Here is a 12,982-nt window from a genome sequence, read left to right on the forward strand (position 1 = left end):
GGCCACAGTATTAGGATTTTCGGGCCGCAGGCACTGCGCCCCCGCCGGTTCAGAGCAAGCGACTGAGCTGCGTGACGGCCGCGCGCAGGTCTTTCGGCCAAGGCGCCGCCAGTGTCAGCGGTTGTCCGGTCGCCGGGTGCTCAAAGGTGATGCGGGCAGCGTGCAGGGTCAGCCGGGCGATCAACGGGTGCTCCGGGCGGCGCCGGTTGGGCCGATAGTCTATCTTGTAGTGCGACAGCAGGAGGGACTGGCCACCGCCGTAGAGCGGATCGACGGCCAGGGGGTGCCCGATGGCCGCGAGATGCGCGCGGATCTGATGCAGGCGGCCCGTGACCGGCTGGCATTCGAGCAGCGTGTGCCCGGCCAGGCGCTGGACGACGCGATAGCGCGTCAAGGCGTGCTTGCCGGCGCCGCTCGAGACGCGCACGCGGTTGCGCCGGCGGTCGAAGGCGAGCGGCAGATCGATTTCGCCGTCAGCGGGAACGACGCCGCCGACGAGCGCGAGGTAGGCCTTGTGCACGCGGCGCTCGACAAACTGCCGCACCAGGTGGCGCTGGGCCTCGAGGGTGCGCGCGTAGAGGAGCACGCCGCTGGCGTCCTGGTCGAGGCGGTGCACGATGCGCACGGCGGGATTGTCCTGCAGTTCGGGCCGGGCCCGGAGCACGTCGACCGCGCACGGCTCGGGGCCGCGACCCGGAGCGGCCAGCATGCGCGGCGGCTTGTCGATGGCGACTAATTCGTGGTCGACATGGAGCAAGGTCAGAGCGCGGGTGGGCGGGCGCGCCGACATCAAGGCCCCCGTCCGATCCGCGGGACGAGCGTCACCTGTACCGAGCGGCTGCTGACGACGGACACGCCTTTGGGCGTCAGGAAAACGACGGGCAGCGTGCGAAACTGCTGTTCAGGCGTCTCGCTGGGCGGCGGCAACAGGTCGGCCGTGACCAGCACGATGGCCCGGATGGTGAGTGTGCCGAGCGACTGGAAGACCGCCTCGTCGCCCTGGACCTCGACGTCGGTGCGCCATTCGTTCAGGTCCGTCTTGAGAACGTCGTAGTGCTCCGCGACGTCCGGGCTCACAAAGAGGCCGACGACGACGTTGCGCACCAGCTTGGGCTGCGCGACGACACGGATCGTGACGTCCACCTTGTCCGGCGTGAACACCGCGACGCCTTTGAGGCCGACCGGCGGCACGAGCGACACGCCGCTAAAGGTGCGCACGTCGCCGGGCGCAAGGCCCTCGAGCTGGCGACCGAGAACCGCGTACACGGCGCCCTGGCCCTCCAGTGTCTTGAGATCATCGCGGCGCACATCGACGTCGACGCGTGGCGGCGTGGCGCGTTCGAGGGCCACGCGGACGGCGCTGCCTTCGACCTTCACGTCGACCGGCAGCGACAGGGAGGCGCGCGCGTGGACGCTGAACGTCAGCGTCGACAACCCCACGTTCGTGACGGCCAGCCCACGTTCGCGGACCTGGCGCGAACTCTCGACGATCGTGCGGATGTCCTCGCGGGTGTTGACCGTGTACGGGGCGGGGCGCGGCTGGTAGGCCTTCGGCAGCACGTAGGTCACGCCGAGCGGCTGCTTCAGCGTTGCGATGCGCAAACGGTCGATGGCCCGGCCCGGGCCGGTGAACGTGGCGTCGAAGATCGTCGGCGGACCGTTCACCTCGACCTCGGTGGCGGGGTCCTCACTGCGCACGCGGAGCTCGACCTGGCACGTGTCGGAGGCAAAGGTAGCCTGATCGGCGACGTACCAGATGACCGCGGTGAGCGGCACCACGACCAGCAGGCGGCGGGCCACGCGCCATGCATCGGAGGTCCAAGTGCGGGTGCGCGGGATGACGGACGCGCCCGTGCGGCCGGCCAGCCGGTTGTGGAGTTCCTCGGAAAGGTCATCCAGCGACAGGTAGCGCGTCAGCTTGCCGTTGTCCGCCAGCGAGATCACGCCGGTCTCCTCCGACACGACCAGCACGAGCGCATCAGTCTCGTAGCTCATGCCAATCGCGGCGAGATGGCGGCTGCCGAGCGCGACGTCGACCTCGTCGCTCTCGGCGGACGGGAACTGGCAGTTCGCCGCGACAACGCGGGTGTCGCGGATGATGACGCCCAGGTCGTGCAAGGGGGAGCCGGGGTAGAAGATCGTGTTAAGCAGGTTGGCGGAGACCTCGGCGCGGATGAGCGTGCCGTTCTCGGCCCAGCCGGTGAGATCGACGCTGCGCTGGATCGCGATCACGGCACCATAGCGATTGCGGGACAGGTAGCCGGCCGACTTGACCAGAGCGGCGATCACGTGCGACTGCGGGGCGCCGCTGCGGCGCAGGCGCACGTCGCCGACGCGAATCACCGCGCGGCGCAGTTCGGGCTGAAACACCACCAGTGCGATGAACGCGAGGCCGTACAGAATGTAGCTGTACAGTAGGTCCAGCCGGACCCACTCGAACTGGGCGGTGAGGATACGGACGACGAGCGTGGTGCCGACGAGGATGATGAGCACGCCGCGCAGCGGGCGCGTGCCGCGCGTGCCCTGGAGCACGCCCGCGCACCAGTTCACGCACAGGCCGATCAGCAGCACCTCGACCAGCACGGCGGGCAGGTCGTAGGCGCCGCTGTTCAGGCGGTAGTACAGGCTGCGCAGCATGTCGCTCATGGGCGGACAGTATAGAATGTCGCCCGGGTCCGCTCCACTGGGCGTGCCGCTGAAGCGGGACCCACCCCGAGCCGAGGGATATGACCGAATCCGCCTGGACCGACCGGCTGCGCGACAATCTCGCCCAAGTCCGCGGCGCGATCGCGGACGCCTGCCAACGCAGCGGGCGCGCGCCGACGGCTGTGCGCCTGATCGCCGTGACCAAATACGTGCCGGTATCCGTGCTGCGCGCCGTCGTGGCGGCGGGGGTGGACGACCTCGGCGAGAGCCAGGTACAGCAGCTCACGGCGCGGGCGCGCGAATGCGGCCCGCAGCAGTTCGACTGGGCGGGCGAGCACCGGGGCGTGCCGCGCTGGCACATGATCGGTCACGTGCAGCGGAACAAGGTCAAGGCTCTGTTGCCGCACGCAAGGATCATCCACTCGCTGGATTCGCAGCGGCTGGCGGACACCCTGGAGCAGCACGCCGCGGCCATTGGGGCGGAGGTCAGCGTGTTTATCGAGGTGAACATCGCCGGGGAGGCCACCAAAGAAGGCGTGACGCCGACAGAGGTGCCGGGGCTGATCGCGGGGTTGGCGCGGTGTCCGCATTTGCGGCTGCGGGGGCTGATGACGATGGCGCCGTTTGACCCCGATCCTGAGCGGGCCCGTCCACACTTCGCGCGGCTGCGGATGCTGCGCGACGAGCTGCAGGCCACCGGGGTGGCGGGCCCGGACTGTGTCCACCTGTCGATGGGCATGAGCCAGGATTACGTGGTGGCGGTCGAGGAGGGGGCGACGTGCGTGCGGGTGGGGTCGGCGTTGTTTGCGGGCCTGCCGACCAGCGACCCGCGTGCCGGGTAGGCAAAAACGCCCGCCCGGGACCCTCGACCGGCCCGCCGACCGGCGGTATAAGTGCTTTCCGGCATGCTGGACCCAGGGAAGAGGTCGTTTCAATGCCCCTGCGACGTTTGGACGCGGATGCCCGCGCGGTAGTCAATCTGGCGAATGACATCGCCCACGAGTACGAGATGGAGTACGTGGGCACCGAGCACATTCTGCTCGCGATTCTGCGGCACGATGACAACGTGGGGGCGCGGGCGCTGCACAAGCTGGGCGTCGACGAGGACAAGGTCCGCGCCGCCATCGACGATATCGTCCAGCGCGCCAAGGAAGACACGTGGGTCTTCGGCCGGCTGCCGGGCAGCCCGCACTACCGCAACGTCATCGAACGGGCGATGGAAGTCGCCGAACAGCTCGAATCGCAGTCGATCGGCAGCGCCCATCTGCTGCTCGCCCTCTACCACGACAAGGAGAGCACCGCCCAGCGCACCCTCACCGGGCTGGGCGTGACTCTGAAGAAATGCCGGGACCAAGTGCTGCGTGAGCTGGCCGCCGGCTAGCAAACGCACACAGGCCTGAGCGGTGTCGGCGTGTTTCTGGTCCCGCGTGTCAGCCTCGACCCCACCGGACGACTGGGCTGCGATCTTACCTGCGTGCGTTGCGCGCACAATCTGCGTGGTCTGCTGCCGACGGGGGCCTGCGGCGAATGCGGGCTGCCCGTGGAATACTCGCTCGCCGGAACGCCGCTGGGCGCCGCCGATCCCCGCTGGCTGGCACAACAGCGCTGGGGCATGGCGACGTTTACGTTGGCGCTGCCGTGGCTCTGGCTGCCGGTGGCGTGGCCGGTGGCGTGGGTCGCGTGTTGGTACCTGACGGCGCCGGATCCAAGCGGACGCGAACGGGGTGAAGGGTTGATCGTCAGCGCACGCATCGTGTTAGTTGTCCTCGTGGCGGTCGTGGTCATGATGATCATCATTGTCATCGACCTGCCGCTGGCCGGCGTCTGGATGCTGACCCTGCCACTCGCGATCGGCATCGTCGCCGTATTCCTGGCAGTCGCAACGCTGGCGGTCCGGCGTCTGGCCCTGCGCCGTACCACGCCGCGTCGTCTGAGCATCACCGGATTGCTGACGCTGGTCTGGGTCGCGGGGACCAGCCTGCTGGCGTTGGGGACGCTTGCCGAGTTGGGGCTGCCGCTCTCCGCAGGGCCGGCAGCCGATGCGCGGGTCGCCGGGCTTGCTTTCCTGCTGGCGATTCCGATCCTGCTGCCGATCGCGACGATTCGGCTGTGGCGGGAATTGGAGACGGCGGAGGCACTCGCGGCCGATCGCGAGCTGCTCAAGGGCTGGGCGTTGCGGGCCGCGCTGACGCCGCCAGGGGCCAGGCTACCTCCTCCCGCAGTCGTCGCCCGGCCCGTTCGAGCGTGACAGCGCAAACCACGCGCACGCCCTCCGGCCCACGTTCCGGCCGCACGCTGACCGTCCCAGTGACGTCAGGCGGCAGCACGTTTTCGAGCGGCAGCGAGCGCGGCGCGGTTAGTTCCGCCCCGTGCACGCGCGCCCATTCGTGTGCACTGGCAATGACCTGGTCGGCGCACATGCGCAGCGCGGCGTGGCGCTCGCGACTGAATTCCAGCACGGCGAGGCGGGCCAGTCCGACGGCACCGAGCACGATGATGCCCATCGTCAGGAGCACGACGACCAGCGTGACGCCACGACGCCGGCAGCACGGCCGCGGCGGACTCATGGCGATTCCTCCGGCCTGGACGCAATGTTCGGCGCGACGCGGGGCAAGCCCGTGGCCACTGAGTACGTGCGCTGCGGCAGCCCCAACGAATGCGGCGGCGGCTGTTCGGTGAAATCGAGCCAGAGGACGCTGCCCCGCGGTCCGTGCTCGACGCGCCAGCCAAAGGTCAGCCGGTCGGCCTGCCAGGCACGATCGTCGTCCGCTGCGCCGCTGCGCTGCACCCGGCCGGTCGCGAGCGTATAGCGCACCTCGGCCGGCCCGGTTTCGCGCTGCACGCGCAGTGCAAGTGTGGCGCCGGCGAGTTCCCAGGTCAGGACACCGCGGGCGTCGGTGGTCAACTGGCGCGTCAGGCTGTCCATGACCGCCAGGCGGTTGGCGTGCTCCGCGGCCAGGCGCTGGACCCGGAGGACCGTGATGGTCTGCTTGCCCAACAGCGTCAGCAGCACCATCCCCACCGTCAGCAGGGCCAGTAGTTCGGTCAGAATGTACGCCCGGCGAGTGGGGCGGCGCGCCATCATGGCCCGGTCTCCGGGGCGGCGAGGTAAGCGGCCAGATCGACGCGCACGGTGCGTGTGCCCGTAATGGCGCGGCTGGCCACGATGCGGACTTCGGTCAGGCCGCGCCATAAACCTTCCCCGGGCCGGGTGGTGATCGTAAGGCGCGTCGCCGCCGGCTGGGTGGCTGGCAGTGTGCGATCGCTCGCGACCACCGGGACCAGGCCCGCCCGCATGCGCTCGAGCTCACCGGCGGCGACCTGTCGGAGCATGCGCCGCGCGTCGTTCTCGCGGCGCGCAGCGGCGTACTGCAGAGTGACGACCGACAGCAACGCGGCGAGCGCGATGACGAACCCGAGCGACCCCAGGACTTCGAGGGTCAGGAACGCCCGCCGCCCATCGGCACCGTGCGACGGATTTTGCCGGCCAGCGACAGTCACGCGCGCACCTCAGTAGATCGTGTCCATGACGGAGTCGAGCAGGGCCTGCAGCGGCAGCAATAGCGCGGTCGTGATGTAGAGCACGAACGCCGCCCAGAACAGCACCAGCAATGGGCCGAGCCCCGACAGCGCGACGCGCTCCCAGTGATGCCAGAGAGCCTGGTAGTAAACGGCCAGGTAGTCGAGGCCGGCAACCAGGTCGGTACCCTGCTGGGCCGCGGTCAGCACGCGGAGGACCGGGGCCGGGAAGCCGATCCGCCGGGCCGCGGCCAGGGGGTCCGCGCCCTGCTCGAGCGCCTCGGCCCAGCATGCCAGTCGGCGGCGGGCGTGCCAGTTCACCGGGATGCACGTCGCCTGCCGCGCCGCGGCGGGCAGATCGTGGCCCGCCCGAACGCCGGCCGCGAGCAGCGGCAGTTGACGCGCGAGGGCCCGGCTGCGCACCACCTGGCGCGCGAACGGCAGGCTCCAGACCAGCGTGTCCCAAAGCAGGTACAGTGCCTGCGCGCGCCCCGCAACGCGGACGATGAAGAAACGCCCGATCGCCATCTGGACGAGCGCCAACAGCGCCGCCCCGGCGATCGCGAGCAGCAGGTACCACCGCTCCGCCCCCGCGCGGGCCAGGTCGACCAGGCTCAGTGTCACCGCCGGCAGCGGCGCCCCGAAGTCGAGGAAGATCTCGTGGAGCTTCGGCACGACTACCACCATGACGAACGTCACGACGGCGGGCGCGACGACGGCGAGGACCAGGAAATACCACAAGGTGTGCTGGCCAGACGTCGGGCGCCCGCCCTTGCGGCGGGCTTCGGCCGCCAGGGTCTGGAGCACGCTCGGCAACGTGCCGCCGCGCTCGGCGCCCTGCACGGCGCCGATCATCTCGCCCGGGCAGGTCAGCAATGTACTGCGCAGGGCGGCGCTGAGGCTGTCGCCGACATCCAGCCGCGTCGCGAGACGCGTGTAGATGCGGGCGAGCGACCCGCGTTCGCTGCGGGCGGCGGCCCGCAACGCGGCGGGCAGCGGCAGGTTCTGAGCGACAATGCTGGCCAGCGTCTGGACGACGGGTCGGATGCGCATGCGTCGAATCTGGAGCCAGGCACCCAACAGGCCGACGGCGACCACGAAGCACACGACCAGGATGTAGATGATGGTCGGCAGCATCAGAACGAAGTCAGGCTCATGAACACCCTGAGGATCGACGAGATCAACGCCAGGACGCTGACGATCAGGCCACCGAGGCCGAGCGCCAGGATGAACAGCAGCAGCGGACCGAGGATGGCCCGCAACGCGTTGGCCCAATGTTGCGCCCGTGTTTCATAGGTGCGGGCGAGCTCGGCGAGCGTGGCCGGCAGGTCGCCGCGCGGCGCGGCCACCGCCACCGCACAGCTCCATAGTTGCGGCACGGCGGGCTCCTCGGCCCCGACGTCCTCCAGCCGTTCGCCCCGGGACAGCCGGTCCGCGACGCGCTGGGTGGCCTGCGTCAGTGCCGGGCTGCCCGATGCGGCTCCGGCCACGGATACCAGCTCGGGCAATGGACGACCTGCGAAGGCGGCCAGCGCCGAGGTGTGCGCGAAGCGCGCGATCACGCTGGACCAGTACACCTGGGCAAAGCCCGGGATGCGGCGCAAGACGCGCTCGCGCAGCCCGTGGACGCCCGGCAGACTCGTGAGAACAGTCCCGAAGATCAGCATGGCCGCCAGCACCACCACGGCGATTTCCACGCCAGGCCAGATGTCCGACAGCCAGAAGAGGAATCCGCCACGGCCGAGTGTGGCGCGCAGGCCGAATGCACCGATGTCGCCGATGAGCTCGACCAGGATCGCGCGCAACTCCGGCACGACCACCCGCATGATGAAGCTGGAGACCAGGAACGCCAGAACCAGCACGAGGGCCGGGTAGATCGCCAGTTCAAGCAACGAGCGGCGCAGGGAGCCCTTCAGCCGCAGGTGCGTCGTCAGGCCATAGAGGGTGCCGGAGAGGTCGCCGGTCTGCAGCCCGGCCGACACGACCTCCGGATACTGGGGCGGGAAGCGGCGCCGCTGGCGCTGGAGCGCCTCCTCGAGCGGCACGCCGGTCGCCAGGTCGTTCGCCAGATCCAGCAACAGCCGTTTCAGACGCCGCGAACCCACGTCGGCGGCAAGCTGGCGCAGGCCGGTCTCGAGGGGCAGGCTGGCCTTGGTCAGGGCGGAGAGCTGCTCGTTGAAGAACGTGAACTCGTCGAGTGACAGGGGCGCGACCAGCACGTTCCGGCGGCTGGGCCGCAGGGTCAGGACGCGGACGCCCATGTGACCGAGCAGGACCTCCGCATGCGTCTGGCTCTCGGCTTCCAGCGTGCCCTGGAAACTCGCGCCCGAGCCCAGCTGCCCGGTGTAGTCGAATAACGGCATCCGCACACCTCCGCCAGCGCGCTTGCGCACTACCATACATCCGTCCGGCGGGCGTGTGCAGCTCCGCCGTGATCGGCCGGCCCGCTCCACTGCCCTTCTACCGGGACTACGCAAGAACGCGCCCGAACCCGCAACGGCGGTGCGCGGATTTGCGCGAGGGGACCCCAGCTTGCCCGGTGGCGTATGACCGGCGGGCGGGAGCGGGCTACAATCAGGGCGTGCCGGGCGGGGTGAGAGTGTCCCCGGCACCGACGGCGAGTTCGGAACAGGGGTCCGTGGCCGCGCAACCGCGGCCAACAGCGAGGGAGACGCCCGTGAGACAATCGTGGCAGTTCGGCATCGTGGGCATGGTCACGCTGGCGGTGGTGTGCGCTGGTGGGTACGCCCAACAGGCAGGGGCACCGGCGGCCGGCAAGGTCGAGACCTACCAAGTGGACGCGGTGCACTCGAGCATCTGGTTCCGCGTCAAGCACTCGAACGTCAGCTACTTCTACGGGCGATTCAACGAGGTGGCAGGGAAGATCACGCTGAGCGACGACCTCGCAGCGTGCGCGCTTGACATGCAGGTGAAGGTCGCGAGCATCGACACGAACAACGCGGACCGCGACAAGCACCTGAAGTCGGCGGACTTCTTCGAGGCCGAGACATACCCACTGGTCACGTTCAAGAGCCGCAGCTTCAAGCAGGCCGGTGACGATGCGTACGAGGTGAGCGGCGATCTGACGCTGCACGGGGTGACGAAGCCCCTGACGGTCAAGCTGGAGAAGACGGGCGCCGGGCCGGGGATGAAGGGCGAGTATCGCCTGGGGCTCGAAACCACGTTTGAGATCAAGCGCACTGACTTCGGCATGACCAAGCTCGTGGGGCCGGTCAGCGACGAGGTGCGGCTGATCGTGGCTGTGGCGGCCGTCCGCGACTAGCGCGCCACAGCGGCCCAGCGCATTGGCTTGCACCGGGCGGGTCGTTCTAATATGGGCATGACCGCCTGCGGCCCCGACATCGTCCTTGCGGTGCGCGACCTTGTGGTCCGGTTCGACACCGGCGACGCCGCCGAGATGACCGTCCTCGACGGCGTCACGTTCGACGTGCGCCGCGGCGAAACGCTCGTGATCATGGGCGGGTCCGGGTGCGGCAAGAGCACCCTGCTGAATTGCCTGATCGGGGAAATCGATCCGGACGGCGGATCGATCTGCTATCACCTGCCGGACCTGCCGGAAATCGACCTGGCGACGGCGGATGAGAACATGCGCAACGCGCTGCGCAAGCGGTTTGGCATTCTGTTTCAATCCGGCGCGCTGTTCAGCTCGCTGACACTGGCCGAGAACGTGGCGTTGCCGCTGAAGGAGCATTCGCACGTTCAGCCGGACATCATCGACATCGTCGTGGCGATGAAGCTGCAACAGGTGCGCATGCTGCCGCACCGGGACAAGTACCCGGCGCAGCTTTCGGGCGGCCAGAAGAAGCGGGCGGGGCTGGCGCGGGCGACGGCGCTGGACCCGCAACTGCTGTTCTATGACGAGCCGAGCGCGGGACTTGACCCGGTCACGTCATCGGCAATCGACGAGCTGATGATGGACCTGGCTCACAAGCTGCACGTGACGAGCGTGGTGGTGACGCACGAGATGGACTCGGCGTTCCGGATCGCCGACCGGATGATCATGCTGGAGAAGGGGCGGATTCTGAAGATCGGCCCGCGGCGGGAGTTCGAGGCGCTTCGCGACGCCGAGCCGCAGACGCTGCCGACGGACACCGACAGGCTGCTGCACCAGTTCCTGCGTGGCGCGGCCACCGGTCCCCTGACCGACGCGGAGGGGACCAGCGAGTACGAGAAGATCCTCGTCGGCACGCGGACCGTGACGCTCAGGTGAGGCGTGTGGATCGCGTACTTCTTCGCGAGCGGCGCGGCATACTTTGCCGGGGCTGCGCTGATCGGCCTGGCCGCCTGCCTACCCAGCCGGAGCTCGCGTCTGCTGCGCGGGGTCGCGACCCCGGTCCTGGCGGTCACAGGGATGGTTGGTGCCCTGCTGTCCGCCACTCCGAGCCCCGTGGGCCTCTACCTGCCGTGGTTCGGACTGACCGTGGCCTGGCTGGCGCTGCGCTGCGTAACGCGTCCGGCCACTCCCCGGCCGCACAATCGTGCGACGCCAACGACCAGGCGCGGGGGACGGTTTGCGCTCCGGGTTGACATCGGACTGCGTTGCGCGGTCGTGATCTTGTCAACCGCGGCAGTCCTGACCGAATGGCCGCATACGCGGAATCCACGGCTGACACGCCGGGTCACGCGGACATTGTACGTGATCGGCGACTCCATCAGCGCCGGCATCGGCGGGAGCAGTGAGCACACGTGGCCAGCGCTCCTGGCACACCGGCGCGCGATTGATGTTGTGAATCTCGCCGTCGCGGGAGCCACGGCCCGGTCCGCGCTGGCACAGGCGGCGCGCGCGGCAGACCCCAATGCGGTGGTGCTGGTCGAGATCGGCGGCAACGACCTGCTCGGGGGAACGGCAGTCGCACGTTTTGAACAGGACCTCGCCGCACTACTGACGGCGCTGACGGGCCCACACCGGCTGGTAGTGATGGTCGAGCTGCCCTTGCTGCCGTTCAGCAACGGATACGGGGCGGCTCAACGGCGTGTCGCGCGCGCCGCCGGGGTCGCGTTGATCCCGAAGCGGCACCTGGCAGGAGTGGTGTCTGCCGCCGGAGCCACCATCGACGGGCTGCACCTGTCCAATGTGGGGCACGAGCTGATGGAACGAGCGATGTGGAGCGTGCTGAGGCCTGTGTTCGAGGACTGATGGCATGTCGGGTGAGGGGGCGGCAATAGTCGGCGAGGCCGGTAGAATACGCCCGTGACGCCCGCGCGTGGGCCCGGGTGGAAACCGCGGCTTCGTAGCCGGATTGCACAAGGAGCCGATCGTGGCCGACACGCCCCAGGACGCCGAGCAGCCGACGACGCCGGCCGGTGAAAGCACACCCGCCTCGACCGTGCCGAAGCGGTCGCGCAAGGCGCTGCACGAGATCACGTTCGTCACGTATCCGAAGCTGCTGTTCAGTTGGCCGATCATCGTGCTGGGGTTCGCGCTGTACCCCCTCGCTTATCCCGAGACGCCCGTCGCCGCCGCGAGCGCACCGGTGGTGACCACGCAGACCGCGCCGGCCGCGACCGCGCCGGCCACGGCACCGGTGTCGCGCCGGCTGGAGATCATCGGCTGGGTCTACATCTGGGCGGTCGTGCTGGTGCTGCTCACGCTGGGGGTCGACGTCGAACGGAACATGGCCGTGTTCTGGATTCTGCTGGTCGCGGCCGTCTACATCCTCGGCCTGTGGCTGCACGACGTGAAGGGCTTCACGCTCTTCGGCGACATCTACCGCTGGTTCGGCAACCTGAACGTGCAGTACGACCGCAAGCTCGGCCTGACCCTGAGTATACTGCTGGGGGTGCCCTACGTGCTCATGCTGCTGTGGGCGCGGCTCAACGACCGCTGGCGCATCACGCACAACGAGTTCGAGCACTACACCTTCGGCAAGATGAACGACTCGCTGGGTCGCGGGGCCAAGACAATCCGCACGGACTTCCCCGACGTGTTCGAGCTGATCCTCGGGCTGGCCGGCACGCTGATCGTCTACAACTCGACGGGCACCAAAGAGCTACGTCGCATTCCGCATGTGATGTTCCTCCCGTTCGTCCGCCGGCGGCTGAACCAGATCCTCGAAACCACGGCGATCACCGCCGCGGCCACGGAAGACGAAGAGGAGGGTGAGGAAGGATAGCGCGCGGCTCAGGTCCGCGGTTTGTTCCGCGGCGTGCGGAGTGACAAGGCCCCGGTCGGACAGGCGCCGGCACAACGCCGGGCGGCAGTCCGCAGCGCCTGATCGAGCGTGCCGTCAAAGGGTACATCGACGCGCAGCTCGAAGCCGCGGCCGACCAGCGTGAGCCCGAGCGGCTCGCCCGCCTGCTGGGCGAGCTGGACACAGATCCCGCACAGGATGCATTTACCAGGGTCGTACGCGATTTCCGGGTGCGCGTACCGGGCGGCGGCTTCCGCGTCGCGCCGCACGCCGCGAAAACGGGCCGGGTCCGCGCCATACAACGCCCCGTACTTGCGCAGCCGGCACAAGTCGTGTTTGGCGCAATCGCAGGGCCCATCCAGACCGGCCGCCGGGGAGGCGCAGTGATCGCTCAGCAGCAGCTCCAGCGCGGTGCGGCGCAGCGCGCGGATGTCGTCCGTTTCGCTCGCGACGCACAGCCCGTCCGTCGCGGGCGTCGCACAGGCGGGTACGATCCGGTCCGGGTCCTTCACGCGCACCACGCACGCCATGCAGGACGTGTTCGGCGTGCAGCCGGGGTGGTAGCACAGCGCGGGGATGTCGATCCCCAGCTTGCGGGCGGCGGCGAGCAGATTGCTCCCCGGCGTCACCTCGACTTCACGGCCGTCGATCGTCACGCGCGGCAT

The 12,982-nt window shown here is 69.1% G+C and carries 15 protein-coding genes; 7 read left to right on the top strand and 8 right to left on the bottom strand.

Annotated features, from left to right (window positions below; translation table 11 throughout):
- Positions 1-49 precede the first annotated feature (49 nt).
- Both KA383_18665 and KA383_18670 read right to left on the bottom strand, forming a co-directional pair.
- Entirely contained in the window at positions 50-790 is a 741-nt protein-coding gene (locus KA383_18665) for an RluA family pseudouridine synthase (GenBank protein ID MBP7748141.1), read from the bottom strand.
- Complete coding sequence (locus tag KA383_18670; GenBank protein MBP7748142.1) at positions 790-2,646, bottom strand: diadenylate cyclase; 1,857 nt, start codon at positions 2,644-2,646, stop codon at positions 790-792. The genes KA383_18665 and KA383_18670 overlap by 1 nt, the downstream gene beginning before the upstream one ends.
- Positions 2,647-2,726: 80 nt before the next feature.
- On the opposite strand from KA383_18670, the gene KA383_18675 reads away from it, so the two are divergent.
- From KA383_18675 to KA383_18685, 3 genes are all read left to right on the top strand, one after another.
- Entirely contained in the window at positions 2,727-3,488 is a 762-nt protein-coding gene (locus KA383_18675; protein MBP7748143.1) for a YggS family pyridoxal phosphate-dependent enzyme, read from the top strand.
- 92 nt (positions 3,489-3,580) lie between these two features.
- Complete coding sequence (locus tag KA383_18680) at positions 3,581-4,027, top strand: ATP-dependent Clp protease ATP-binding subunit (protein ID MBP7748144.1); 447 nt, start codon at positions 3,581-3,583, stop codon at positions 4,025-4,027.
- A gap of 30 nt (positions 4,028-4,057) precedes the next feature.
- Positions 4,058-4,894: a hypothetical protein gene (locus KA383_18685; GenBank protein MBP7748145.1), complete on the top strand. Its 837-nt coding sequence runs from the start codon at positions 4,058-4,060 to the stop codon at positions 4,892-4,894.
- On the opposite strand, the gene KA383_18690 is transcribed toward KA383_18685, so the two are convergent.
- The 5 genes from KA383_18690 to KA383_18710 are packed head-to-tail and all read right to left on the bottom strand — an operon-like array spanning position 4,806 to position 8,528.
- Positions 4,806-5,213, bottom strand: coding sequence for a hypothetical protein (locus tag KA383_18690; protein MBP7748146.1), 408 nt, complete (start codon positions 5,211-5,213; stop codon positions 4,806-4,808). The genes KA383_18685 and KA383_18690 overlap by 89 nt on opposite strands.
- Positions 5,210-5,731 carry a hypothetical protein gene (locus KA383_18695; GenBank protein ID MBP7748147.1) on the bottom strand — a complete coding sequence of 174 codons (522 nt, stop codon included), beginning with the start codon at positions 5,729-5,731 and terminating at the stop codon, positions 5,210-5,212. The genes KA383_18690 and KA383_18695 overlap by 4 nt, the downstream gene beginning before the upstream one ends.
- The gene (locus KA383_18700; GenBank protein MBP7748148.1) at positions 5,728-6,147 is read right to left on the bottom strand and encodes a hypothetical protein; all 420 of its coding nucleotides are present in this window, start codon (positions 6,145-6,147) and stop codon (positions 5,728-5,730) included. The genes KA383_18695 and KA383_18700 overlap by 4 nt, the downstream gene beginning before the upstream one ends.
- Positions 6,148-6,156: 9 nt before the next feature.
- Positions 6,157-7,302: a type II secretion system F family protein gene (locus KA383_18705; GenBank protein ID MBP7748149.1), complete on the bottom strand. Its 1,146-nt coding sequence runs from the start codon at positions 7,300-7,302 to the stop codon at positions 6,157-6,159.
- A complete protein-coding gene (locus tag KA383_18710) occupies positions 7,302-8,528 on the bottom strand; it encodes a type II secretion system F family protein (protein MBP7748150.1) in 1,227 nt (408 codons plus the stop codon). The genes KA383_18705 and KA383_18710 overlap by 1 nt, the downstream gene beginning before the upstream one ends.
- Positions 8,529-8,842: 314 nt before the next feature.
- On the opposite strand from KA383_18710, the gene KA383_18715 reads away from it, so the two are divergent.
- The 4 genes from KA383_18715 to KA383_18730 all read left to right on the top strand — a co-directional run bounded on the left by KA383_18715 (position 8,843) and on the right by KA383_18730 (position 12,299).
- On the top strand, positions 8,843-9,448 hold the full coding sequence (locus tag KA383_18715) for a YceI family protein (GenBank protein MBP7748151.1): 606 nt from the start codon (positions 8,843-8,845) through the stop codon (positions 9,446-9,448).
- Positions 9,449-9,505: 57 nt separating this feature from the next.
- Entirely contained in the window at positions 9,506-10,396 is an 891-nt protein-coding gene (locus KA383_18720; GenBank protein MBP7748152.1) for an ATP-binding cassette domain-containing protein, read from the top strand.
- A 426-nt stretch (positions 10,397-10,822) separates the two neighbouring features.
- On the top strand, positions 10,823-11,323 hold the full coding sequence (locus KA383_18725; protein MBP7748153.1) for an SGNH/GDSL hydrolase family protein: 501 nt from the start codon (positions 10,823-10,825) through the stop codon (positions 11,321-11,323).
- Between the two features lie 121 nt (positions 11,324-11,444).
- Complete coding sequence (locus tag KA383_18730) at positions 11,445-12,299, top strand: hypothetical protein (GenBank protein MBP7748154.1); 855 nt, start codon at positions 11,445-11,447, stop codon at positions 12,297-12,299.
- An 8-nt stretch (positions 12,300-12,307) separates the two neighbouring features.
- On the opposite strand, the gene KA383_18735 is transcribed toward KA383_18730, so the two are convergent.
- Positions 12,308-12,982, bottom strand: coding sequence for a (2Fe-2S)-binding protein (locus KA383_18735; protein MBP7748155.1), 675 nt, complete (start codon positions 12,980-12,982; stop codon positions 12,308-12,310).

The sequence above is a fragment of the Phycisphaerae bacterium genome (genome assembly GCA_017999985.1).
In the GTDB taxonomy this organism is placed as follows: domain Bacteria; phylum Planctomycetota; class Phycisphaerae; order UBA1845; family Fen-1342; genus JAGNKU01.